This is a genomic window from Micromonospora sp. NPDC001898, from assembly GCF_042891255.1.
GTDB lineage: Bacteria > Actinomycetota > Actinomycetes > Mycobacteriales > Micromonosporaceae > Micromonospora.
Genome location: NZ_JBIATC010000015.1, coordinates 34,369 through 58,575 on the forward strand (window position 1 = coordinate 34,369; position 24,207 = coordinate 58,575).

The following is a 24,207-nucleotide window of genomic DNA, read 5'->3' on the forward strand; positions in this document are numbered from 1 at the left end:
CCTGCCGGTGGGCGCGGCCGGCGACGGCGTGCCTGAGGGCTACGACCGTGCCCCCGAGGGCTACGACCAGGCCCCGTCGTCGCCGTCGTGCAGCGGCGCCCAGAGCTGGGCGATGACGCGCGCGCCGCGCTGCCAGGCCGCGCCGACGACGTCGGTCAGGCCGTCCGTGAACAGGGCGGCGACCAGTACGCCGGCCAGGGCGACGAGGATCGCCAGCCGCGCGGCACGATGGGCCGGTGGGAGCTGCTGTCGTCCGCCGTCAGTCAAGGCCGCCCCATTCCCGCGCCAGGATCCAACTCGCCGGCCCGAACCCGCCCTCCCGGCCCGGGCATCGACCGGAGACCAGGAAGAACCGCACCTCGCCGAAGTCGCGCTCGGCCGCCAGGACAAGGTTGCTCAGCCCGGTGTCCAGCAGCCACGCCCGCACCCCGTCCGAGCCCCCCGGGCCGGCCGACAGCTTCCCGAGCAGGTCCGCCTTGGACACGACGAACGCCAGCCGCCGGCTGCGGGTGCGGACCCCGTAGTCCTGCAACCGCTGCACGGTGGCGTTGTACGCGTCCTCGGGGTCGTGCGTCGCCGGGTTCGCCGCGGCGAAGACGTCCGGCGCGCCCTCGGCGTACTCGTCGCGCACCCGCCGCACCGAGAACGGGTCGAGGACGTAGATCAGCGAGCGGGCGTGGTCGAGGTAGGACAGCCGGGCGTTCTGCTCGCGGTCGACGAGGTTCTCGCCCGCCGCGTCGAAGAGGTGCACCAGCACGACCCGCGATCGGAGGGCCAGCCGGAGCGTGACGGCGACGGGCGGGCCGCCGGCGTCCGTCTTCGCCGGTGACCCGCCGTCCCGCATGAGCCGGGCGTACATCTCGTGCCGCTGCCGGTCGCGCTCGTCGGGGAGGGACACCTCGCCGCCGGCATCCTCCCCGCCATGGTGCAGCCCCACCAGCGCCGACATGATCAGCTGGGTCTTGCCGGCCGACGCGGGACCGAACACGGGCATCCGGACGTCGGTGACCACCCCGGCGCCCGGCAGCAGGGCCTCCCCGCAGCTCGGGCAGTACGCCTCCAGCCGGCGGCTGGAGGCGGCGCGCAGGACGGTGGTCGGCAGCCGCCAGCCGCAGGCGCAGCGCCGCCACAGCACGCCGAGCCGGCCGGGCCGCAGGTCCCGGTGCAGGTCGTCGCCCGCCAGCCGGTCATCCGTCGGGTGCGGCCCGAGGCACCGGTACGCGGGCACGACCGCCAGCTCGTAGCAGTGCCGGCAACTGGCCCGGGAGCGCCGCACCGCCTGCCAGCCCGCGTCCACCCCGCGCAGCAGCCGGACCACGGCCCCGCCGACCAGCCAGGCCGCCGCCGTGACACCCGCCGCGACCAGCGCGACTCCCAGGACCCCGGCGGTGACGCCCAGCGACACGCCGAGCTGGACGGCGACGACCGGTACGCACAGCGGCCACCAGGCCGGGTGGGCCCGCGCCCACGGTAGCGGCCGGGTCCAGACCTGGCCGGTGATCGCGAGGGCCCGCTCCGCCACGGCGCGGACGTCGAGCAGCACCTGGGCGGCGAAGTACTGCGGCCAGGCCCGGTCGCGGCGGACGAAGGCCGGCGCCACCCGCCCCAGCAGAGCGCCCCGGCGGACCTGCTCCGGGGTGAGCACCCGGGCCCAGGACGCCCGGCCGAGCAGGACGGCGCCGGCCAGCCCGAGCGCGACGGCCAGGCCGCCGACCAGTCCGGCGCCCACCCCGACGATGGCCAGCGGCGCGGAGACGAAGACCAGGCACGCCACGCAGGCCGCCACGTAGATGAAGAGCCAGATGTACGGCATCGGTCACCGCCGCCCGAACGGGTGGGTCAGCCGGTAGCGGCGGCGCCGGTGGCGGTACGCCTCGACGTGTCGCTGCCAGCCGTCACGCCAGGCGCTGTCGAGCTGGCCGAAGTGCCGGCCGGCGCGTTCGAGCTGCTCGTCCTGGGCCCGGGTCAGCCAGTGCCCGAGGGCTTGTTCGAGCAGCGTCGCCTGCGGGGGCGCTGGCCCGCCCGCGCCCGCGAGCAGGTAGTAGGACAGGACGGCGGGCGCCACGGCGTCCTCGTGGTGCAGCGCCCCGGCCAGCCGGGAGACGAGGGGCGACAGCAGGGCCGGGTGCCGGTCGAGCAGCGCGTCCAGGGCCCGGAAGGCGACCACCCGCGCCAGCACCGACGCGATGTCGGCCTGCCGCATCTCCACGAGGCGCGGCGAGCACCCGCGCAGGTGCCGCAGCAGCGTCGCGGTGCGCTCACCGTCCGGGCCCCGGCGCAGCTCGGCGACGACGGTTGTCAGGGCGTCGTCGTCCTCCAGCTCCCCGCGTACCTGCGGGCTGGCCGTCATCAACCCGTCGGCGAGTAGCGCCCGGCAGAGGTCGAGCAGCCGGGGGGTCGGCACCGCACTGCCGGTGACCTGCGCGAGGAGCCGGCGGTACACCCGCGTGGGCGGCCGGGCGCCCGCCGGCGCGAGGTCCCGCAGCAGTTCCAGCTCGGCGGTCGTGGGTGGGGCCTGGCTCCACAACGCCCCCGCCGTCCAGGAGAACCACCCGGGTTCGTGCCGAGCCTCGCGGAGGTGGCGCTCGACGACGGCGACACGGTTCTCGCCGTGTCGTACCGTCGCGCCCAGCACCGCCTCCGCCAGCCGCGGCTGCAACGTGCTGACGTGGGGGAGCAGCGACTCCCGCCAGGTGTCGCCGATCTCGGCCTGGACCGCCTCGCCGAGCAGGGCGCGTTCGCCCAGCACAGCGATTAGCCGGTCGTACAGCACGTCGGCGCACGGCCAGCCGCGAGGACGGATCTCCCGGGGATGATCCGCCCAGTACCCGACGAACGGATCGGCGGCGTCCCGGATGTCCTTCCACCGCACGTCGACGCTGAACCGGGCGGCCACCTGCAGCAGGGCGGCGAACCGCAGCGGCGGCACCCCTGAGGTGAGGGCCTCGGTGAGGATCTGCCGAGCATGCTCGTCGTGGTCCGCGTTCCACTCGCCGGCCGGCAGCGCGGGCAGCGGCCGATCCGTGAGCACGCCCCGGGTCCGGGCGGCCTCAACCTCGCTGATCATGAGAGCGAGCCGGACCTCGGCGGCCCGGCCGGGCACGAGGCCGTCGCAGCCGACCTCGTCGAGCAGCACCAGCATCTCCTGCGGCCACCGCTCGGGGGTCTCGGCGAACAGGTCGGCCACGTCGATGCCGTACGCGCGGCGCATCCCCGCCGGCCCGGTGCGCAACCAGCCCACGATGGCCTCGGCGTGCCGGGGGTCCGGTCTGCGGTGCAGGATGGCGGCCAGTCCGAGCGCGGCGGCGGCCTCGTCCGACTGCCCGCCCGCGACGGTGATCCCGGACTCGGTCGCGACGTGCAGGGCGTCCACCACGTCCCGGGGGTCCTCGGTGAGGAACAGGTCCACCCAGCGGCGGGCGGCGGCGGTCGGCGCCACCGGGGTGTGCGCGTGCCGGCACAGGTCGAACACCGCGTAGCCGAGTTCGTTGTCGACCCGGGCGGCCGGGCCGGCGAACTCCGGCAGCACCGCGACGATCGGCAACGCGGAACGCGCCGGATCGGTCGAGAACACCTTGAACCCCAACTCCAGCGCCCGCTCACGCGGCACGAGGAGGGTGCCCGCGACGATCCACGACACGACCGACGCCGTGTCGTCGCCGACGAAGAGCACCCGCCGCCGGCCGGGCCGCCCGGCCTCGGCGAGGGCGGAGACCAGGGCGAGCAGCGTCAGCGGCCCGTCCGGCTGGGCGAGCACGAAGTCCCGCGCGTGGGCGGGGGAGAGGGCGGCACCCACCCCGCCGGTGAGCTCCACCGGTGCGCTGCGGGTCGTCGGCGCCGGCTCGGCCGACCAGAACGCCGCGCGGAACAGCTGCGCCGGCCGCAGGTCGTCGTAGCTGGCGGGGTCGGTGGTGACGACGGCGTGGGTGAGCTGGTTGCCCTCCCGGGTGCCGTTGGCCTCGCGACCCAGGTAGACCCCCGACGCCGTGGCCAGCAGGCCGCCGGACCGGATGTGCGCGAACGAGGGCGGGTACTGCGCGACGGGCCGCCGGTCGGCCATCCACGACGACGGCGGCTCGTAGAGCAGGTTGTTCCTGACCAGGTCCTCCCCGGCGGCGGCCTCGTCGGAGGACCGGGCCTGGAACTGCAACCCCGCGCCGCCCTTGAGCCCCTGACCGGGGCGACAGTCGGTGTAGACCAACGTCTCGAACCGACCGGTCATCGGGCTGCCCTGGTGCGCGGTACCACGTTGAACTCGCTGAGCAGCCACAGCAGCGGCTCGTCCACCCGGAACGGCTGGACCCCACGCGCGTCGACCTTGTTCTCGTCGTAGTCCGGCTCCGCCCCGAGCGCCGACACGGTGAAGTAGCGGAAGTGGCGGTAGTTGAGGGTGAGGTGGGTGTCGATGTCGTCCGCCCCCCATTCGTGCAGCAACGCGCGGACGTGCTCGTGGGTGACCCGCCCGGCCTGCTCGTCGTAGAAGGGACCGGGCGCCGGACGGCGGACCAGCGGATGGTCCGGGCCCAGCACGTCGAAGAACGCGTCGATCTTCGCGAACGCCACCGCCACCGGGATCGTGATGTTCCGGCGGCCACCGAGCCGGTGGCTGATCCGCAGGTTCTCGGTCACCCGGCTGACCACGTCGATGGTGCTGGCGTGCGTGTCGACCGCCGACGCCGGCAGCCGGATCCGGTCCCGCGCCTGCGGGATCATGAACGGGTCGAGCAGCAGGATGAGGGCGTCGGCCGCGCCGAGGTAGCGCAGGTTGTCGACCGTCTCCTGGTCGATCAGGTCCTCCCCGGCGGTGTCGAAGAAGGACAGGAAGGTGGTCTCGTGGCCGGTGATCCCCCGGTTCTGCCGCCAGGCGAACACGATCGGCTCGCGCCGGCCGAACTCCGCCTGGCCGGTGCGCTGGTAGAGCCCGCCGTCGGGGAAGAGCGCGCCGGCCGGGTCGAGGAAGTCCCTGCCGCCGCCGGTCTCGGCCCGGAACTGGCTGTCGCCGACCAGCCGGACGTCGGCGCCGAAGCGCTGCCCCATGCCGTGTCGCAACTGGTACGACAGCACCTTGAGGTACACGCTCTTGCCGGTGTGCCGCGCGCCCGCCATGGCGATGAGCGGGCTGCGCCCCTCGCCGAACGTCGCCGGCAGCCGGCTGTGGCAGGTCGGGCAGACCTTCACCGCGGACTCGGCGCCGCAGTGCGGACACGGCGAGGCGGTCACCGCCCGCAGGGTGCGACGGGTTCCCGGAAACGACGGCAGCACCAGCTCCTTGATGCCGATCTCCCGATCCCTGGCCTCGTCCCACTGCGGCTTGCAGGGGTCCTTGCCCGGTGACCGGCGCCCCGTGCACCGGAACCACGGCGCTCGCAGGTCGATCTTGGCGTAGCAGTACGGGCAGGAGGGGGTGGGCATGTCAGGACACCTTCATCTCGTGGATCGGGTCGGTGACCCGGGCCCCGGTCGGCTGGATCACGAAACAACGCAGCCAGTACGGCCTGGCCAGGCCGGGCATCGTGAAGGGCAGCTGCCACGGCGCGTCCGGTCGGAGGGAGAGGCCGGTCACCCGGGCCAGCACGGTGCCCTGCTCCGGCCGTACCGGCATGGCCAGGCCCGGCGCGGCCACGAGGAGCAGCTCCACCCCCTCGCACGGCCGGTCGACGTCGACGCTCAACAGCCGTTTGCGGCTGAAGGGCCCGCCGACGCGCTGGAGGTGGTACCCGACCGCCACGGGGACGCGGTCGACCGGCACGGACTCGGGAACGGAGAACGTCTCCCCGGCCGGGCCGCGCTCGACCGCCCGGACGGAGACCCGGCCGCCGCCGGAGGAGACCGGGATGCGACAGCCCGAATCGGTGAACTGGCCACGGGTCAGCCGCCGGACCACCGGCGGGCCGTGCGGCGGCGTGAACGTGACCTCCGCCAGGTGCACCGAGGGCGGCCATACCCAGGCGACGGTGACCTCGTCCCCGGTGCGGCGGGCGACGAGCTGCCCGACCGGTTCGGTCACCCCGAGCAGGACCGGCTCGCCCACCACGGCGGTGCCGGTCGCCGCGTCGACGGTGAACGGCACGTACACGAACCGCCCGCTCGGGACGGTCACCTCCAGCAGGGTCTCCGCCCCCTGTTCCAGCCGGTCGCTGACCAGCGCCTCGCCGTACTCCTCCATCTCGTCGCGGCGGATCCGCGCTCCCGCCGCCCACGGCGGGGCCACCTCGGACCGGCGGACCGACACCGTGCCACCGGTGGGGGTGAGCCAGGCGAGGTGGGCTGTCGCGGTCTGCGCGTCGACGGCGGTGACGTGGGCCCGCACCCGTTCCACGTGGGGCGGGGCCGTGTCGCGCAGCGCCGCGTGGGCCACCACGAGCGGCGAGGCGACCTCCTCGCCGTGTTCGTCGCGGTAGACCGTGACGATGCCGTAGTACCGGTCGGTCCTGCCGTCGCCGGTGTCGTCCGAGAGCCCGGTGTGGCCCGCGGTCACCGGCTCCCCGTCCTGCGGGTACGTCGGCGGCCGGCCGAGGGTGCGCCGGACCCGCACGCCCTCCGCGGCCGGGTGCGCCCGCCAGGCACAGGAGACCTCGTCGGGGCGCACCCACACCCGCACGGCCGCCACGGGCGGCACCACCATGATCCGCACCGTCGCCGGTCGTGACCAGTCCCCGCCGACGCTCGCGAAGACGCCGTAGTGCAGGGTCCGGGCGGGCGGCGGGGCCCCGTCCGTCGCCTCCGTCAGGGAGCCCTCCACCACCGTCTCGCCGTCCGTCGACGAGCGGGGCGGCCGGTCGGCGCGGACCACCCGGTAACGCACCTCCGCCGCCGGGGCGGGCGGTGCCGTCCAGGTCAGGCGGACACCGGTGTCCACCGCCCGGGCCGACAGGTCGCGCGGGGGCGGCGGCGCGAGCGCGCCCAGCCGGTCGGCGAGACCGTCGTCGTCACCGGCGATGCGCAGCGCCGAGCGCAGCAGCCGGGCCGCCTCCTCCTCGCGCTCCGTCCGGGCCGCCTCGTCGGCCGCCCGCCGCAGCGACTCGACCTCGCCCAACAGGGCGTCCACCTGACTACGCAATTCGTCGTGGCGCGGGTCGTCGGCCGGCAGCACCGCCAGGGCCTGCCGGGCCGCGAGGAGCTGCCCGTCGGCGACCAGGTCACGGATCCTGTCCGCCGGGCCGGCCTCGGGGTCCGCGTCGATCGGCAGGCTGGCGACCACCGACTGGGCGTCGCCCTGCGCCAGTCCGGCGTCGGTGGCGATCGGCACCAGCATGCCGTCCGCGATTCCCCTGGCCCGCCCGGCCCGGAGCCGCTCGACGACCTGGAACACCGCGAGCGCCCGCAGGTCCACGCCGTTGCTCACGGCCCGCTCCAGCAGACCCAGGGCCTCCTTGCGGGTCCGGACCGCGGTGGCGTCGGCCAACCGGTTCGCCTCCTGCGCGCGGGCGCGCACCGTGGCCGCGTCGAGCGCCACCGCCTCCGGGCCGAGCAGCCGGAACGGCGCGCCGTCGGGGTGCACCACCTGGACGACGGTGGGCACGCCGAGCAGGTCCTGGAGCCGGACCAGCGCGCGGTACGCCGTGCGGTCCATGCCGGAGCTGGTGGGCAGCTCGACCGGATCCACCACCGCCAGGCCGGCGCGCCGTACCGCCTCGTCGATCTGGCCCGTGTCCAGACCCGGCCAGTGCCCGGCGATCTCCTTGAGCTGGCCCCGGGTGATCCGGCCCAGCGCGCCGTACGCCCGGGCGAGGTCCCGGGCGAAGCGCTCGGACTCGGCGCGGGACCCGCGGTCGTGCTCCTCGGCCCGCTCCCGCCACCACCGTGGCTCGAACATGTCCGCGCCGTGCTCTGCGCGCAGTTGCTCGTCCCGGCTGAACAGCTGCGCGCAGACCCGGGCCCCCGCGTCGACGCCGTCCGAACGCTGGTTCCACAGCCGCCGGATCGCCGTCAGGTGCTTCCGGAGCTGGTCCTGGGACATGTCCGGGGTGACCGCGTAGTGCCGGGCCAGGTCCGTGGGCGACAGCCCGCCGGGCTGGTCCCGCAGCGGCATGATCACGTCCCGCAGGTACGCGCGCTGGTCGAACGCCATCAGTTCAGCCCCGTACCGTGAGCGCCGCGACGACCTCCCGGGCCTGGTGCACCTCGTCCTCGCTGAGCACACTGACCTGGACCTCGATGGTGAGTTCCTGCCCGGAGCTCGGCTCGACCGCGTGCAGTCTCAGCTCTCCCCCCACGCTCACGCCCATGCTGATGGCGACGGGCGAGTGCCTCGGCAGCGGCGGCAGGCCGCCGATGACCCCCGCGCCCCGGTCCACCGGCTTGTTCGCCGCCAGGTCGGGGCTCTCGGCGGCGCCGGCCTGCTCGTAGATCTCGATCCGCACGGCGGTCTGGCCGTCCTCGATGGTGTGGGCGTCCAGCTCGCGGCCCTCGATGGGCAGCGCCTCGTTCGCGTGGACCAGGTGCTCGACGTACATCTGTTCCGGCTGTGACCGCCAGTCGGGCGCCGAGGTGTCCTGCAGCTTCACGCCGAACGACTTCGGCAGGACGGTGACGATCCGCCTGTTGGCGCTGGCGGTCAGCGACTCCTCGTCCACCCCGAGCGCCAGCGCCAGCGCCGACGCCCGCTGCTGCTTCTCCTCGGCGGTCGGCGCCGCGCCCTGCCCGTCCCACGCCCACAGCGCCCGGCTGAGCGCGAAGCGGGCCGCGCCCTTGGCCACCGCCAGGTCGGGGTCGTGCAGGCGTGGCGTCCAGCCCCACCTCTCGGCCAGCCGCCGGGCCACCGCCGGCATCTTGCTGGAGCCACCGACCAGCAGCACCTCGTCGACGGCCGCCGCCGGATCGGCGGTCCCCAGCTTGTCGCCCAGGGTGTGCAGGGTGCGCTCGGTGTACTCGACGGTCCGGTCGAGCAGGTCCCGGGTGATCTCCTCGAACGTCTCCCGGGTGACCTCCACCGACGTGGACACGCCCGCGTAACGCATCGGCACCCGGCGCGACGTGACGGTCGACAACTGCTGCTTGACCTCCTCCGCGGTCAGCGCGAGATCCTGCATGAACTCCTCGTCCAGGGTCGGGTCGTCGGCCGGCCCGGCGTCGCCCACGAACTCGTCGACCAGGTACTGGACCAGGCGCGCGTCCCAGTCGGCGCCGCCGAGCTGCTGGTCGCCGTCGGTGCAGAGCACCTCGACGGCGTCCGCGTCGATCCGGATGACCGTGGTGTCGAAGGTGCCGCCGCCCAGGTCGTACACCAGCACCGTCCGGGTGGTCGCACCGCCGAGGTCGTACTGCAGGGCGGCGGCGACCGGCTCGGGCACGACCTCGACGACGTCCAGTCCGGCGATCCTGCCGGCGTTGCGGGTGGCGTCCCGCTCCAGCAGGCCGAAGTACGCCGGCACCGTGATCACCACCTGGTGCACCGGGCGCTTCGTGTAGTACTCGGCGTCCTGGGCCAGTTGCTTGAGGATCAGCGCGGAGATCGACTCAGGGGTGTACGTGGTGTCGTCGAACTCCCACTGCGCCTCCCTGCCCATGCTCCGCTTGACCCGTTCGACCACCCGGGAGGGGTAGAGCCGGGACACGCGCTTGGCGGCCTCGCCCACCACCACCTCGCCGGTGCCCTCCTCGAAGTAGACGACCGACGGGGTGGTCTCGTCGTTCGTGATGACGTTGCGGACGACGGCGGGCCGACCGGTCTCGTCGATGTACGACACGACCGAGTACGTCGTACCCAGGTCGATGCCGAAGAAGGTCAGGTTCTCGTCCGACATGGTGCTCCTGTCCGCTGTTCCGCTGTCTCGCTGGGCTGTCACGGGTTGGGCGTGGGCTGGGTGCTGCTCGCGGGCTCCGGCCCGGTGCCGGCCGGGGCGGGATCCGGGTCGGGGAGCCAGCGGTGGACCCTGACCGCGGCGGGCACGACCGTGCGCCCGGCCTCGACGTCGTGGTAGCCGTCCAGGACGACCTCGGCGACGGTTCCCTCCTGGCCGGGGTCGACGGCCGGCACCGCCCCGGTGGCCCGCTGCGTCGACGGGTCGAACGCGGCACCGGCCTGGGGGACCAGCACGGTGACACCGCCCCGTTCGAGGGTCAGCTCGATGCTGGCGGCATAGCTGCGCAGCAGGTCCGCCGCGGCGGCGGTGTCGAACCCGGCGGGCAGTCCCGTGGCGGTGCGCAGCAGGTCGTGGCGCAGCCGCTGGAGGTCGGTCAGCAGCGGGCGGAGCAGGAGCAGCCGCTCGCCGGCGCGCAGCCGCTGGTTCTCGTCGTGCAGCCGGTCGATGACCTGCTCGCGGGCCGCCGCGCGGTGGTGTTCGCGGGCGACCTCGGCCCGGAGCCCGGCCAGTTCGTCGCCCAGCCGCTGCGCCAGCTCGTCGAGCCGGTCCGGGCCCGTGGCGGGTTCCGGGGCGACCGCCTGCGGACCCGTCCCGACGGCGGGTTCCTCCTCGGCCGGACCCTGCGGTTCCTCGTGCACCCCGTGCTCCCTCCCTGGGCCCTTCCGCTGCCGCGGCGGGCGTCTCGGTCATGTCTGACGGACCGTGTCGTCGGCGTCGGGCGGTCCCGTCCGTCAGGCACAGTCGACGGACGGCACGGGCGGAGGACGATCAGTGGGCAGTGTTCGACGTACGGCCACGGGTTTCCTGGCGGCGCTCGCGGCGCTGGCCGCCGTGGGCCTGCCCGGCGGCCCGGTGACGGCGGCCCCGGCGACCGGTGACGAGGTGTACGCGGCGCTCGGCGTCAACCGGGTGGCGGGCGACTACGTGGTGCTGGTGGACGTGTCCCGTTCGATGCGCGAGGGCGGGCGGTACGAGCGGGTGAAGGCGTCGCTGCGGTCGTTCCTCGCCGCGCTCGCGCCGGACGACCGGATCGCGTTGGTGACCTTCGCGGACTCGGCGCGGGTGGTCCACGACGGCCCGGTCGGTCGTTCTCCCGACCAGGTCGTCGGCAAGCTGCCGCGCACCGCCGACGGGCGGCACACCGACATCGGCGCGGCGATCGAGGCGAGCCTGCGGCTGCTGAACCGCCAGGGCACGCCGCAGATCGCCACGGTCGTCATGCTCACCGACGGGCGGCACGACCCGCCGGCCGGCAGCGCGTACCCGTTCGAGCAGGGGTACGCGTGGAACCAGTTGGCCGGGACCGGCCGGTCGTTGCGGAAGACCTCCCTGAACGCGTACGCCGTGCCCCTGGCGGGGTCGACCGGCGCGCCGCTGCTGGCCAGGGTCTACCCGGGTGCCCGGATTCTCGCACCCGCGTCGATCGACCGGCTGGGCGAGCAGTTGGAGAAGCCCAAGTCCGCAGCCCGCGCGGCGAAGGCCCGCAGCGTGCTCGGCGACGACGTGACCCACGGCGTCCAGGTGACCTGGCCCGCCGCCGCCAGCCGGCTGGACGCCGGCCGGACCCGGCTGGAGGTCCGGCTCCGGTCGACCACCACGAGAATCCCGCTGGTGGTCGATCGCCTCGTCGTGCGCAGCGACCGGCCGGACCTCCGGGTCACGGTGCCGGGCGGCCCGGTCGAGCTGCCGGCCGGCGGCACCGCGACCGTGCCGGTGACCGTCGACTGGGACGCCGGACCCCGCCGGGTGGCGCCGCTGTCCCAGGTCACGGCGGGCCCTACGCTGACCCTCAGCGGCGACGTGGGTTCACCGTGGGCGGACGTGCTGACCGGTGAACTCGGGCTGACCTTCGCGCCGCGACTGGACGGCGGGGCGACCCGCCTGTCCCTCTCCGCCGAGCGCGGCAGCCTCCGGTGGTGGGCCGCCGGCGGGGTCCTGCTGCTGGCCCTGGCCGGGGTCGGATGGTGGTGGCGCCGGCGGCGGCTGGCCCCGCCCCTCGCCGGGACGCTGCGGGTCCGCGCGCCCGGCGGGGAGGAGCGCGAGCTGCCGCTGGCGGGCCGGCGGGCCGCGCTCACCGCCGGATCGGCGGGGCTGCCCGGGTACGGCGAGGTGACCGCGTCCCGTAGCTCCGCCGCGTCCGCCGAGATCCGCCTGGTGATCCGCTACTCCCCGGACGGCTCGGCCGCCGGCCGGCAGGACGGCACCTGCGGCCCGGGCGAGACCGTGGAACTGGGCGGCGCGGCGTTCACCTGGCGGCACGCCGCGCCCGTGCGACGCGGCGGGGTAGCGAGCGTCCCGGGGGTGGCCCGGTGACCGGCGCGGACGACCGGTGCGAGGGCGCGGTCGACGAGCTGCGGGAAGCCGACCTGCTCGCCCACGGCGAACTGGTCCCGACCGGGGACCGGGCCCCGGACGGAGGGCTGGCCGCCGCCCCGATCCCGGTGCGCTGCGGGCGGCCCCTGCTGTACCCCGTGCCCGTCCGGGACCTGCCGGTGTACCTGCGCCGCCGGGCCGAGGCGACGGGCGGGTCGTACGTCGGGGCGCTGTTCGCCTTCGACCTCGACGCCCTGCCGAGGGGGCAGCGGTACACGGCCGCGTGCTTCGAGGTGACGCTGGCCGACGTGCGGGCGTTGGCCGCGCGGTTGGACGGCGACGGCGGCGCGCTCGGCCTGACCTGTCCGGCCGACGACGCCGAGCCGGCGTCGGCGACCGCGGCACACGTCCTGGCGGCGACCCGGTCCCGTCCGGGCTGGCTGCGCCGGCTGGCGAGCCGGGCGGCCACGCCCCGCGCCCACGTGTTCGGAATCCACCACCACGAGTTCGGCTGGACGTACGAGGACCCACGCGGCGAGCTGCTGGTGCCCCGCGCCCACGGCATGCACGCGCTGCTGGAGCTGCCCGCCGGGACGACGCGGGTCGCCGGCACCCTCGACGTCCGGGTGCGGGTCGCCAGCGGCCGGGAGCGGTACAGCGCCGGCCTGCGCGAGTCGGTGAGGTTCGACGAGACGCTCTCCCCGGGCTGCCCCGTGGACGGCGCGGCGGTCCGGCTGTGCATGGCCGCCGACGTGTCCGGCTACAGCAGACGCAGCACCACCGCCGCCGAGCAGGTCCAGCGGGACCTGGTCGCGCTGCTGTCCCTGGCCCGGCGGGCGGCCGGCGTGTCGGACTCCGACGTCACCCCCCAGCCGCAGGGCGACGGCCAGTTCACCGTGTTGCCGGTCGGCATCGACGAGGCCGTGGTGATCTCCCGTCTGGTGTGCGGCCTGGAGCGGCACCTCCGGGAGCTGAACACGGGCCGGGCACCGGCGGACCGGCTGCGGCTGAGGGTCGCGCTGCACCGGGGACTGGTCAAGGCGGCGGCCAACGGCTGGGTCGGCGTGGCGGCCGTCGCGGTGCACCGCATCCTCGACAGCCCGCCCCTACGGGACGCGTTGGCCGCCCGACCGGCCGTCGACTTCGTCCTCGGACTGCCCGACGTGCTGTTCCAGGACGTCATCGCGCACGCGACCCAACCACCCCTGCCGGCCGACTTCGCCCCGGTCACGGTGGACCTGCCGGCCAAGGACTTCGTCGAACACGGCTGGCTGTACGTCGGCCCGGACGAGGCCGGATGAGCACCCTGTACGCCCTGCTGGTCGGCATCGACAGGTACCGCTCACCGGCGGTGCCCGACCTGCGCGGGTGCCGGGCCGACATCGGCTACGCCCTGGCCTACCTGCAGACCCGCACGGCCCCCGGCGTCGACCTCGACGCGCTCGTGCTGTCCGACGGGCAGGCCACCCGGGCGGCGGTGATCGGGGCGCTGCGGTCCCATCTCGGTCGGGCCCGCTCCGTGGACACCGCCCTGTTCTGGTTCAGCGGACACGGGTCGCAGGCTCCCGCCCCACAGTGGTGGTACGCCGAGCCGTCCCACCTGGTGCAGACCCTGGTCTGCGCGGACAGCCGCGACGGCGGCGTGCCCGACCTGCTGGACAAGGAGCTGTCGATCCTGCTCGACGAGGTCGCCCGCCGGGCGGGACACGTGGCCGTGGTGCTCGACAGCTGCCACTCCGCGGGCGCCACCCGGAAACTTGAGGAGCGGGAACCGGGCGCGCGGGCCCGCGCGGTGGAGCCGATGCCGGCGTCGCCAGGGCGGGAACTGCTGCTGCCGGAGCTGGCGGACGACGAGCCCCCGTCACCGCCCGCGCCGGACCACGTCGTCCTGGCCGCCAGCCGATCACACGAGGCGGCGCAGGAGATGGACCTGGGCGGCCGGCGGCGGGGGCTGTTCAGCTGGGCGCTGCTGCGCGCCCTCGGTCGGCTCGGCCCGACGGCGACGTACCGGGACCTGCTGATCGCCGCGCAGGCCGAGGTGGAGCAGAACGCGTACCAGCAGGTGCCGCAGCTCGTTCCGCCCGGTCGCGGCATCGCCGACCGGCCCTTCCTCGGTGGACGCCTCGCGCCGCCGCCGTCCGGCCTGGTGCTGCGGTACGCCCGCGACGGGTGGGAGGTCAACGCCGGAGGCTGTCACGGGCTGCTGCCGCCCCCCGACGCCACGGCGGACGCGGTCCGCGTCGCCGTCGTCGGCGGGTCGCCGGCGCGGGAGGCCGAGGTCGTCCAGGTGCTCGCCGAACGGAGCCTGGTGGAACCGGTGGGGTGGCGGCCCGAGCCGGACAGGCAGTACCGGGTGGTGCTCAGCCGGGTGCCGCTGCCGGCCACCACCGTGGCGGTGGGCGGCGCGGACCAGGACCGTGCCACGGTCGCCGCCGTACTCGCCGCGCTCGGCACGGCCGGGCCGGACGGCGGGCCGTCGGCGCACCTGCGTCCGGTCGACCCGGCCGGCACCGACACGGTCCCGGAACTGCGGGTACGGACACCGAGCCCGGGCGTGGCCCGGGTGGAGGACCGGCACGGCGTCCGGTTGACCGGGGACCTGACCGGCGTCGTCGGCGGCGGGGCGCGGCGGGCCGTCCGGGCGCTGGAGCACATCGCCCGGTGGCGGCAGCTGCGCGACCTCACCAACCCGGTGACCGAGTTGGCGGGCGCGATGGCCGTCGAGGTGGTCGCGGCGCGACCGGGGGAGAGGATCGTGCCGCTCACCCGCGCGCCCGTCGAGGCGGACGGGGACGGCGTAATCAGGCTCCGCTACGAGCCCGGCCCGACCGGGTGGGTGCCGCCCAGGTTCTTCGTCCGGCTGCACAACCGCAGCGACCGGCGGCTGTTCTGCGTCCTGCTGGACCTGACCGAGCGGTTCCGGGTCCACGCTGACCTGTTTCCGGGCGACCACGTCGCCCCGGGTGGGCGTACGGGGGCCCTACGGGGACGCCGGGTGGTGGCGTCCCTGCCGGCCGGCTCCGTGGTCGAACCGGGGAGGCGCGCGCGGGAATGGCTGAAGCTGGTGGTGGCGGAGGAACAGTTCAGCCCGGAGCCGTTCGAGATGCCGGCGCTGGGCGACCCGAGCGGCGTGGCCCGGGGGCCGCTCGCCGTCCGGGGCTTCCTCGACCGGGTCGGTCGCGCCGTCCAGCACCGCGACCTGGCGGCGTCCGCCGCGGACGGCGCGTACGACTGGGCGACCGTCACCGTCCCCCTCGTGATCGAGATTCCCGGGCCCGGGAACTGAGCCGGCGGCGTCGGCCGGCTCAGATCCCGTGGTACACCATGGCGCTGCGGTACGCCGGGTCCGCGAGGGCCGGGCCGGTGACGTCCATGGGGGCCGGTGCCAGCCCGGCCGGCGTCGTACGGTCCGGGGACGCCAGCCACCGGCGCACCGCGCGGACGGCGGCGGCCGGCCGTAGCCCGCCGCGGACCAGCCCGGTGTGCAGGACGGCCAGCATCAGCGTGGCGACCGGGCGGGGCACCGGCCGGGTCCAGCCCACCACGCCGGTGAAGCCGGCCGCCAGGAACGCCTCGGCGAGCATTCCGGACCCGTCACCGCTGGGCGGCAGGACGACCAGGCCGCCCTCGGTCGCGGCGCGCGTCGTCCGACCGGTGATCGCGGCGGGGTCCAGGTCGGCCGGCCCGGCCAGCTCCAGCGCCCCGGCGGCGCTGACGCCGCAGGTCAGGTGCAGCATCGAGGCGTCGAGGCGGCGGCGCACCTCCTCCGGCGTGCCGGGGCCGTCGCTGCCCCCGTCCGCGCGGCCCAGGACGACCGCCCGGGGGTAGAGGCGGCGGCACAGGCGCACGAGGCCCGCCTCGTCGTGGCCGCCCCGGGGGTCCACCACGAGCACCGGGGCCTCGGTGACCCGGAGCGGGACCCGCCCGGCCAGCTCGCCCGCCTGCCTGGCGGAGGCGACGTGGGAGATGACGGCGTCGTCGTCGGGCAGGGGCTCGGCGCCGACGACCACGACCCGGGGCGGCAGGGCCCCGTCGGGTCGGCCGTCGCGGAACCTGCCGTCGTCCGTGTGCAGCAGCAGGCGCGGCCCGTCCGGCCGGGACCAGGCCAGCGCCTGGACCCGCACGCCGCGCAGCGCCTGCGCCACCGGGACGAACCGGTCGTGGAGGGCGTCGCCGATCCGCCCCTCGGGGTCGCGCCCGTCGAGGAGCCCCGCCAGGTCGACGGCGAGCGGAACGGCGCCGGACGGGTCGGCGGGCAGGTCGTCCGTGGCGGCCGACAACGCCACGGCGGCGGCCCGGACGTCGTCGTCGGCGTCCCCCCACCCGTCGTCGGCGTCGTCGCGACCGCGCAGGTACAGCGCCACGGCCAGCACGACCCGGTCGGCGGCGGTGGCGGCGGCGCCCGCCGCGTGGGTGACGGAGGTGGCCAGTCCCACCAGGTCGTCGACCAGCCCGACCGGTGGCGGCGGCGTGTCCGGGCGCAGCAGGGCCGCGAGGGTGGCGTACGGGTCGCCGTCGCCCGCCACCCGTTCCCGCAGGGCGCGCCGCAGCGCCGCCAGGTCGACGGGGGCCGCCGACCGCCTGACGCGGTTGCCGTCGCCGGGCACGGGCTCCGGCCCGTGCAGGACCGTGACGGGGAAGTCCAGCGGGTCCACGGTCTCGGCGAGGAGGTTCGGCAGCCGCGGCATCGTGCCGGCTTCCGCCCCGTCCGCAAGCCGTCGCTGCATCTCCTGGAGCGCGGCCATAGCCTGCATCATCGGCCCGAAGTCGATACTGGTGCCGATACTGGTGCCGGCGTTGAGCCCGGCGAACAGGTCCCCTGCCGTCTCGGCACACGTCAGCATGGCCCGCACTCCCTCGGCCACCTCCGCGCCGAGCAGGTCATCGGCCAGCACCCGCTGAAAACAGTCGATGGCCCGTTCCGCCTCCGTGCGGGCGGGCCGGTGGCCCCCTCCCGCCAGCAGGGTCGGCATGTCGAGCGACTGCAACCCGCGGACCACCGAGGTCAGGTGGAGCTGGCCCAGGGTCATCCGCGCGATGCACGTGAACATGGGTGGCAGGTTGGTCGCCGCGAGTGCTTCCTCCAGCAGTCCGGCCGCCCGCTGCCGGTCGCTCTCCGGCCCGCCGTGCGCCATCTGCCGTGTGCCGATGAACCAGCCCAGCTGGCTGGCGACCTGTGCCCGCATGGGGTCGCCGGGCCGGAGATAGCCGTACGCCTCGGTCAGGCAGTCGATCGCCCCGTCGAGCGCGGGCAGGGCGGCCGGCCGCCCGGGTCCGGCCCGCCAGTACCGGTCGGCGAGGATCTGGAAGAGCTCGATCAGCGGGCGCGTACGGGCGGCTCCGGTCAGCCGGGCCAGCCGGGCCCGCAGCTCCTTCTCGGTCTCCTCTGCCACGGTCTTCCTCTCCTGCTCGGGGCCGCCATCCGGCGGCTCACCATCCCCAGTGGACGAAGCCGGCCCAGGCGGCGACGTGGGCGAGCTCCTCGTGGTGCAACTGCTGGCGTAGCCGTGCCGGCATGCGGTCCGGGAGCGACCGCTCGGGGTCCAGCATCCAGATCTGCGCCCGCCGCAGCGCCTCCCACGCGGGCAGCCCCTCGGCCATCACGTGGTGGTGGAACATGTACATCAGCACCGAGGTGGCCCGGTCGGGGATCGCCCACTGGGTCGAGAGCACCGACCGGACGCCGCCGGCGAGGAACGCGGTGCCCAGGCTGTACGCCTCGTCGTACCCGTTGATCGCCAGGCCGGTGCGGCAGGCGGCGAGCACGACCAGGCCGATGTCGCGGTCCGGCGACCGTGCCGTCAGCTCGACCAGCTCCTCGGCGGTCAACCGCCCGCCGCCGTCCAGCAGGAGGTAGGAGGTGGCGGACTCCGGATCGGTGTTGATGACGCCGTGGCAGGCGAGGTGCAGCGTGGCACCGGAGCCCGGGCTGGTGCTGGTCAGCCAGTCCCGGACCTCGTCGACGCTGCCGGGCCCGGATCTGCTCGTCGAGCCGTCCATCCGCCGGCCGACGTACTTCCCGCCGGGGTAGAAGGACCGGTGGATGGCGTACGCCTCGGCCCGGGCCGCAACCAGGTCCGGCGCCGCCCGGCCGGTGTCCGGGTCCCCCACCACCAGGCCGACCGGTGCGGGCGGCACGGGGGCGAGGGCGGCCGACAGGCACAGCATGCGCGCGGAGGCGGCCTGCGAGAACGCGACCAGTTGCACCGCGTAGGTGCCGTCCGACCGGCGGGCCGCCTGCCACGGGAACCGGGCGAGTTCCCCCATCGGCACCAGGACCACCCGTGGCGGCCGGCCGGCATCGGGACGGGCGAGCGTGGGCAGGTACCGCTCCACCAGCGGGCCGATCGCCGCCCGCCAGGCCCAGTCGCACATCGAGTCGAGGCTGGCGGCGAAGTCGGTCGGATCGTCGAGGGCGGTCAGGTCCCGGCCCGGGTCCGCGACGGCCGCGTCCCGCCGGGCCAGGGCCCTGAGGTACCGCTCGACGTCGAGGTCGTCGCGGACGTGCAGGTTGGCCAGGGGGATGTAACCGGTCGGTCCCCGCTGCGGCGCGATGACCGCGAAACCCGGCACCGGCCCGTCCCCCGGCACCAGGTAGACGAGCGCGTCGGCGTCGAGGGCGGCCAGCGCGGTGCGGATCTCGTCGAGGCCTGGCGCGTCGAGCAGTGCCCCGCCGCCATCCGGGGCGGCGAGCACGGTCAGCACCTCGTGGCGCAGGTCGGTCGGAAGGCTCTCCGCCGTGCCGGTGGCCGCGGCCTCCCGCCAGCGGCGCGCGAGGTCGGGCCGGCCGGCGTCGTCGAGGCGGCGGGGGATGTTGCGGACCTCGGTGGCCGCGTGGAGGGCGAGTCCCCGGCCGGCGTCGAGGGCCCGGATGGCGTCGGCCGGCTCGTTGAACGTGAGGCACTGCCGGGCGGCTTCGACCGCGTCCCGTGCCGCCCGGCGCGCGGCGAGGTTGGCGGCCGGCAGGTCGGACTGGAGCAACACCCTCCAGGCGTGTTCCTGGAGTCCCTCCAGGGCCGCCTTGTGCGGGTCCGGCACGGCTCCGCGTCGCCGCCGGGTGTACGACAGCATCTCGTTGATGCCCGCCCACATCGGGTGCGCCGGCCCGCCGGCCAGCGTTCGCGCCTGTTCGAGCAGTTCGTTCGCCTCCTCGACGTCCCCGGTGGAGCTGGTGAGTTCGCCACGGTGGTACAGGGCGACCGCGAGCCCCAGCAGGTGGAGCGGGCGCTTGGGGCTGTCGGAGCCGGCGAGGGCCACCGCCGTGCGGAGATGCTCGATGCCCTGCTCGACGCGGGCCGGGTCGACCCCCCAGCCGGAGTACACGGCCGCGCTGCCGACGCTCCCGTGGTACGACGCCCGGCCCTCCGCGCCGAGTTCCGGCCGCAGCGTCAGGTTTGTCATGGCGGCGAGTTGCACGTCGGTGAGGGCGGGCGCCGGGGCGTCCGGGCTGTCGCCGTACATTCCGGTCAGCGGACCGGCGATGACCGCCATCTCCTCGAAGGCGCTACGCAGCGGGTCGTCCGGTGGCAGGTGCTCGACGGCCTGCCCGAGCTGGGCGATGGATGGCCGCAGGTCCTCGTTTCGATGGCTCGCCCCGAGGACGTCCACGAGACCGGCGAAGATGTCCGCGAGGTGCGCCATGGCGGGGTTGCCGGCCAGCCCGTCCCGGATCCGGCGCGCCTCGTCCGGGAAGCGCCGCAGCGCGGCCTCGTCGCCGCTCTCGAGAGCCTGCAGGTACGTGAGCATGGCCCGGACCGAGCCGACCATCGGCGCGGTCGCCGGGTTGTCGTCACCGCCGACCTGGTCGAAAAGGGAGCCCAGTTCCGTGAGCATCGCCCGGTCGTCCGCCGCCTCCCCGTCGACACCGGCCCGCAGCAGCACCACGGCGCGGGCCGCCGCGCGCACCTGTGGCCACTCCGTCGTGTCGGGCGGGTGCCGTTCGGCGATCTCCAGCAGGTCGGCGATCTGCCGTGTCCGGTCCCGGTCCGCTGGCGAGACGGAGCGCAGGACCGCGGACAGCAGGTCGGCCGCGAGGACGCCCCGGACGGCTGGCCCGGCGGGGAGCCGGTGCAGGTCGGCGATCGCCGCGTCCAGGTCACCCCGTCCGAAGGCCGCCCGGCTGATGGCGACGCACCGTTCGGTGATGCCGGTCGCCTCGTCCACGCGTTCCCCCCTCGCCACGTTCAGCCCCGACGACTGGACCTGACGGACGGCGGACGTGGGACGGGCTCCCGGACGGAGTCGAATCCGTCCGGGAGCCCTCTCAGCCGACATGTCGGTGGTGGTGCGAATTTCAGCGGTTGCCGACCGGCCGGCTGCCGGTCAGGAGAACTTGATCGAACCCGCCCGGTTGCCCCACCCGTCGCCGATGTTGCCGAGCACGGGCGCCTGGTCGATCCAGGTTGACGACGCGCCGGTGAAGTTGATCCCGTCGAAGAGCTTCACGTCGCACTGGTGATAGGTGTGCACCGAGCTGATCTTGTTGTTCAGGTCGCCCGCCGCGGTGCTGCGCAGGTCGTCCCACTGCAACTCGGCGTCGTAGGCCGGCGTGCACTCCTGGTTCTGGACCCAGGCCAGCACCGTGCCGGTGTAGTTCGCCCCGGTGTAGGTGCGGGCGATGACCAGACTGGCCTGGGCGCCGACCGCGCGCAGCGCCCGGTCCTCGCTGGTCGCGCAGGTCACCGCCCCGGTGTCGAGGTTGACCGCGCAATTGCGCTGCGGCGCTGCGGCAGCGGGTGCGGCGAACGTGCCGAGCAGGCCCAGGGTGCCGAGGGCCGTACCGGCCATGGTGGCCATTCGTGCCTTCATCGTCTTCTCCTTCGTTTCGGGAACGGGTGCGGAGCGTCGATGACGTCCCGGTTCCATTGCTAGTCGCCGGCCCGCTTGATCGGGACACCCACGGACCTGGGTCAATCAATTCCGGACAATGCGTGTTCACCAGCGGAAACGCGACAGCCGCCCGGCCGGCTGGACAGCGTCGGTAACGATGAATCGGATTTGCTCGGCGTTCTGGGTGAAGGGGAACTGAGTGGCTCGTCAGGAGAGACCCGTCGATCCGACCGCCGGCCCGGTACAGGCCCTCGCCTACGAACTGCGCAAGCTCCGCGTGGAGGCGGGCAACCCCACCTACCGTCAGCTCGCCAGATCCGCCGGCTACGGCGCGACGACCCTGTCGGAGGCGGCCGGCGGAACCCGCCTGCCGACCCTGGAGGTGCTGCTGGCCTACGTCGGCGCGTGTGGGGGCGATCCCGACGAGTGGCGGCGGCGCTGGCACGAGACGGCGGAGCGGGTGCGCCCGGCGGAGCCCGTTCGGCAGGTCGTCGGAGAACAGGACGGCGACCCGGAGGAGGGCGGCGGCGCGGGCACGGAGGGCCCCGAACTGTCGGCGGTTGCGCCGTCCGGTGTGCGGCGGCCCGGGAACGGGCCGCCCCGGCCGCCGCGCCCGCGATGGGTCGTACCCGTCGTCGCAGTCGCCGCCACGATCGTCACCATCGTCACCATCGTCACGGTGGTCGAGCTGCCCGACGAGGGTCCGACGGCACCCGGCACGGCGCGCTGTCCCTCCGTGCCGGACGGGGCCGTCTTCACCGGGGTGACCTACGGGGGCGGCGCCCACGTGCGCGACGGGGCGGCCCGGGACGAATCCGTGCTGACCACCATCCCGCCGGACTGCACGGTCGGCTTCACCGGCTTCTGTGTCGGCGAGAAGGTCTACGACAACACCGGCGGCATGCCGGACGTGCGCTGGTTCAAGGTGGCCGGCGGCGGGGTCGTCTCCTCCGCGGTCGTGCACGGCAACCCGCCGCGTGACCTGCGGGCGTCGGACTGTCGCAACGGCCGTCCGACCTCGACCAGCCTCGACCTGTCCGTCGTCACCGGGGCGGGCCGCTCCGGGACCGTGACGTTGCGGGCCACCGGCAGGGACCTGTACGTCGTGGGCTTCGCCACCTCCGAGGGGGACCCGGGGGTGTCCGGCGAGCGAACCTGGCGGCAGGTCAGGCTGGCCGACGTGCGGGATCCGACGGTCGGGGCGAGCGTCCGGCTCGACGCGATGCCGGGCCCCTCGGCCCGTGGGCCGGTCGTCCTGGTCGCTGCCGCCTGTCTCGGCGGGGACAGCCCGACCGGTCTGGTGCGGGCCCGTCAGGTTCGGCCGGAGGACCCGCACGGGGCGGTGCCGGTGACGCTCGACCAACGGCAGCAGGCCGAGGCGGCCGGGTCCGCCTGCCGCTATCCCAGCCGGGGGTGAGGGGCGGCCCAGGCGGGTGGGAACGGCCCGCGTACCGCTGCTCCGGTCACTGATTCGCGAACCGGCGACGGGAGCGTGCGGCGGCCGGGCGGGGCGGGCGTCAACGGACTGTCACCGGTAGCCCACAGTTTCTGGCGCACCGTGACGCTGGGGTGACGCCCGGCCCCGCAGACTCCATTCGCACAGGGCCGGCGAAGGAGACCTCATGATCGGAATGCGGCGGGTGCCCGGAGGCACCGGATGACGGGCGTGCGCACGGTACTCGCGATGCGCACCAGGGAGGGCTGCGAGCAGCGGTTCGAGGCCGAGTGGCTCTCGGCCGCCGAACAGATCCGCACCCTCGACGGGTGCCTGCGTCAGGACCTGGTCCGCGACGCCGAGGATCCGCGCAGCTACCTGATCATCAGCGACTGGGCGGACCGGGAGCGGTTGGACGCCTTCGGCCGCAGCGAGCAACGGGACCGGCTGCTGCGCGTGGTCCGTGAGCTTCGCGAGTCCGCACAACGGCACACGTACCAGGTCCTGCACGTCCTGCGGAGCGAGCCCGAGGAGTCGCGATGACCGAGCACCCCGTCCCCGCGTCGGAGCTGTACACCGACGAGTTCGCCGCCGACCCGTACCCCAGCTACGCCCGGCTGCGGGCGGACCGGCCCGTCTGCCCGGTCAGCTCGCCGCGCTTCGACTCGTACCTGATCAGCAGGTTCGACGACGCCCGGACGGCGCTGACCGACCCGAGACTGTCCAAGGACCTCTACGGGCCAGGCCAGCACTACCTGCGGATCTTCGGGCCGAACTCGGAGGGGTTGAACAAGAACATGCTCAACTCGGATCCGCCGGAGCACACCAGGCTGCGCCGGATCGTGTCGCAGGCGTTCGCGCCGCGCCGGATCGAGGCGCTGCGCCCCCGCGTGGCGGAGATGGTGGACACGCTGCTCGACCGGATCGTCCCGCAGGGTGGGTGCGATCTGATGCGCGACTTCGCCATCCCGCTGCCGATGCTGGTGATCAGTGACCTGCTCGGGCTTCCGGAGTCCGACCACGAGCGGGTCCTCGACTGGACGCAGGTGATCAGGACGTCCGGGTCCGCCAACCGCAGCCCCGAGAAGGACCGGGCCGCCGTGCAGGAGGCCCAGCTGCGCCTGCACCACTACCTCATCGACCTGGTGCAGGCAAAGCGCGCGCACCCCGCCGACGACCTGATCGGCGCGCTGGTCGACGCCTGCGACCGCGACGGGGAGCTGACCGAGCAGGAACTGGTCACCACCACCTTCCTGCTGCTGTTCGCCGGGCACCAGACCACCGCGGACTTCATCGGCAACGCGACGGTGGCCCTGCTCACCCACCCCGACCAGCTCGAACTGCTGCGGGCCAGGCCGGAGCTGCTGCCGTCGGCGATCGAGGAGCTGCTGCGGTTCGACGGCCCGTTGCCGGTGGCCAGCCCGAGGATCGCCACCGAGGACGTCGAGTACCAGGGGGTGCGCATCCCGCGCGGGTCGGTCGTCGGCGTGGCGATCAACTCGGCGAACCACGACCCGGAGCACTTCGCCGACCCGGACCGGCTGGACGTCCGCCGAGAGCGCGCCCCGCACATCGGGTTCGGCTACGGCGTGCACTACTGCCTGGGCGTCTCGCTGGCCCGGATGGAGGCGCAGATCGGCATCGGGACGCTGCTGCGCCGGCTACCCGGGCTGCGGCTCGGGGTGCCGGTCGAGGAGCTGCGCCGGCTGCCGGCGGCGTCGCCGTTCCGTGGCCTGCTGGAGCTGCCGGTCCGGTTCGCCGTCTGACCCGCCCGGTCGCCCCGCCGCCCGGCCCCGCCCCATGTCCGCCCTATCCCTGGCCGCC

The 24,207-nt window shown here is 75.0% G+C and carries 16 protein-coding genes; 6 read left to right on the top strand and 10 right to left on the bottom strand.

Annotation, left to right across the window (positions count from 1 at the left end; all coding sequences use genetic code 11):
- Window positions 1-60 precede the first annotated feature (60 nt).
- The 7 genes from ACFYZF_RS24595 to grpE are packed head-to-tail and all read right to left on the bottom strand — an operon-like array spanning window position 61 to window position 10,444.
- A complete protein-coding gene (locus ACFYZF_RS24595; protein WP_387024505.1) occupies window positions 61-267 on the bottom strand; it encodes a hypothetical protein in 207 nt (68 codons plus the stop codon).
- On the bottom strand, window positions 260-1,813 hold the full coding sequence (locus ACFYZF_RS24600; protein ID WP_387024507.1) for a hypothetical protein: 1,554 nt from the start codon (window positions 1,811-1,813) through the stop codon (window positions 260-262). Before ACFYZF_RS24600 ends, ACFYZF_RS24595 begins: the two co-directional genes overlap by 8 nt.
- A gap of 3 nt (window positions 1,814-1,816) precedes the next feature.
- Window positions 1,817-4,222, bottom strand: coding sequence for a GTPase-associated protein 1-related protein (locus ACFYZF_RS24605; RefSeq protein WP_387024509.1), 2,406 nt, complete (start codon window positions 4,220-4,222; stop codon window positions 1,817-1,819).
- Window positions 4,219-5,412 carry a hypothetical protein gene (locus tag ACFYZF_RS24610; protein ID WP_387024511.1) on the bottom strand — a complete coding sequence of 398 codons (1,194 nt, stop codon included), beginning with the start codon at window positions 5,410-5,412 and terminating at the stop codon, window positions 4,219-4,221. The genes ACFYZF_RS24605 and ACFYZF_RS24610 overlap by 4 nt, the downstream gene beginning before the upstream one ends.
- Before the next feature lies 1 nt (window position 5,413).
- Window positions 5,414-8,071, bottom strand: coding sequence for a hypothetical protein (locus tag ACFYZF_RS24615; RefSeq protein ID WP_387024513.1), 2,658 nt, complete (start codon window positions 8,069-8,071; stop codon window positions 5,414-5,416).
- A 4-nt stretch (window positions 8,072-8,075) separates the two neighbouring features.
- Complete coding sequence (locus ACFYZF_RS24620; protein WP_387024514.1) at window positions 8,076-9,746, bottom strand: Hsp70 family protein; 1,671 nt, start codon at window positions 9,744-9,746, stop codon at window positions 8,076-8,078.
- 38 nt (window positions 9,747-9,784) lie between these two features.
- Window positions 9,785-10,444: a nucleotide exchange factor GrpE gene (gene grpE, locus ACFYZF_RS24625; RefSeq protein ID WP_387024516.1), complete on the bottom strand. Its 660-nt coding sequence runs from the start codon at window positions 10,442-10,444 to the stop codon at window positions 9,785-9,787.
- Window positions 10,445-10,577: 133 nt separating this feature from the next.
- Here grpE and ACFYZF_RS24630 point away from each other — a divergent pair, with 133 nt between their 5' ends.
- The 3 genes from ACFYZF_RS24630 to ACFYZF_RS24640 are packed head-to-tail and all read left to right on the top strand — an operon-like array spanning window position 10,578 to window position 15,405.
- Window positions 10,578-12,119, top strand: a complete 1,542-nt coding sequence (locus tag ACFYZF_RS24630) for a VWA domain-containing protein (RefSeq protein WP_387024518.1) — start codon at window positions 10,578-10,580, stop codon at window positions 12,117-12,119.
- A complete protein-coding gene (locus tag ACFYZF_RS24635) occupies window positions 12,116-13,420 on the top strand; it encodes a hypothetical protein (RefSeq protein WP_387024520.1) in 1,305 nt (434 codons plus the stop codon). Before ACFYZF_RS24630 ends, ACFYZF_RS24635 begins: the two co-directional genes overlap by 4 nt.
- A complete protein-coding gene (locus tag ACFYZF_RS24640; RefSeq protein ID WP_387024522.1) occupies window positions 13,417-15,405 on the top strand; it encodes a caspase family protein in 1,989 nt (662 codons plus the stop codon). The genes ACFYZF_RS24635 and ACFYZF_RS24640 overlap by 4 nt, the downstream gene beginning before the upstream one ends.
- 19 nt (window positions 15,406-15,424) lie before the next feature.
- Here ACFYZF_RS24640 and ACFYZF_RS24645 read toward each other — a convergent pair whose 3' ends face one another.
- The 3 genes from ACFYZF_RS24645 to ACFYZF_RS24655 form a co-directional block, all read right to left on the bottom strand.
- On the bottom strand, window positions 15,425-17,512 hold the full coding sequence (locus ACFYZF_RS24645) for a hypothetical protein (protein ID WP_387024524.1): 2,088 nt from the start codon (window positions 17,510-17,512) through the stop codon (window positions 15,425-15,427).
- A 37-nt stretch (window positions 17,513-17,549) separates the two neighbouring features.
- Window positions 17,550-20,282, bottom strand: a complete 2,733-nt coding sequence (locus ACFYZF_RS24650) for a CHAT domain-containing protein (protein WP_387024526.1) — start codon at window positions 20,280-20,282, stop codon at window positions 17,550-17,552.
- Window positions 20,283-20,441: 159 nt separating this feature from the next.
- Window positions 20,442-20,927, bottom strand: coding sequence for a peptidase inhibitor family I36 protein (locus ACFYZF_RS24655; protein WP_387024528.1), 486 nt, complete (start codon window positions 20,925-20,927; stop codon window positions 20,442-20,444).
- A 220-nt stretch (window positions 20,928-21,147) separates the two neighbouring features.
- Here ACFYZF_RS24655 and ACFYZF_RS24660 point away from each other — a divergent pair, with 220 nt between their 5' ends.
- From ACFYZF_RS24660 to ACFYZF_RS24670, 3 genes are all read left to right on the top strand, one after another.
- Window positions 21,148-22,365 (top strand): helix-turn-helix domain-containing protein, encoded by a 1,218-nt coding sequence (locus ACFYZF_RS24660; protein WP_387024530.1) that lies wholly within the window; start codon window positions 21,148-21,150, stop codon window positions 22,363-22,365.
- A 267-nt stretch (window positions 22,366-22,632) separates the two neighbouring features.
- On the top strand, window positions 22,633-22,926 hold the full coding sequence (locus ACFYZF_RS24665; protein WP_387024532.1) for a putative quinol monooxygenase: 294 nt from the start codon (window positions 22,633-22,635) through the stop codon (window positions 22,924-22,926).
- On the top strand, window positions 22,923-24,149 hold the full coding sequence (locus ACFYZF_RS24670) for a cytochrome P450 (RefSeq protein ID WP_387024534.1): 1,227 nt from the start codon (window positions 22,923-22,925) through the stop codon (window positions 24,147-24,149). Before ACFYZF_RS24665 ends, ACFYZF_RS24670 begins: the two co-directional genes overlap by 4 nt.
- Window positions 24,150-24,207 lie beyond the last annotated feature (58 nt).

Excerpts from the sequence above, each read along its gene's own strand:
- ACFYZF_RS24640 (WP_387024522.1), top strand. The coding sequence starts at position 13,417 with ATGAGCACCCTGTACGCCCTGCTGGTCGGCATCGACAGGTACCGCTCA.
- ACFYZF_RS24610 (WP_387024511.1), bottom strand. The coding sequence starts at position 5,412 with ATGCCCACCCCCTCCTGCCCGTACTGCTACGCCAAGATCGACCTGCGA.
- ACFYZF_RS24670 (WP_387024534.1), top strand. The coding sequence starts at position 22,923 with ATGACCGAGCACCCCGTCCCCGCGTCGGAGCTGTACACCGACGAGTTC.
- ACFYZF_RS24665 (WP_387024532.1), top strand. The coding sequence starts at position 22,633 with ATGCGCACCAGGGAGGGCTGCGAGCAGCGGTTCGAGGCCGAGTGGCTC.
- ACFYZF_RS24605 (WP_387024509.1), bottom strand. The coding sequence starts at position 4,222 with ATGACCGGTCGGTTCGAGACGTTGGTCTACACCGACTGTCGCCCCGGT.
- ACFYZF_RS24620 (WP_387024514.1), bottom strand. The coding sequence starts at position 9,746 with ATGTCGGACGAGAACCTGACCTTCTTCGGCATCGACCTGGGTACGACG.
- ACFYZF_RS24655 (WP_387024528.1), bottom strand. The coding sequence starts at position 20,927 with ATGAAGGCACGAATGGCCACCATGGCCGGTACGGCCCTCGGCACCCTG.
- ACFYZF_RS24600 (WP_387024507.1), bottom strand. The coding sequence starts at position 1,813 with ATGCCGTACATCTGGCTCTTCATCTACGTGGCGGCCTGCGTGGCGTGC.
- ACFYZF_RS24615 (WP_387024513.1), bottom strand. The coding sequence starts at position 8,071 with ATGGCGTTCGACCAGCGCGCGTACCTGCGGGACGTGATCATGCCGCTG.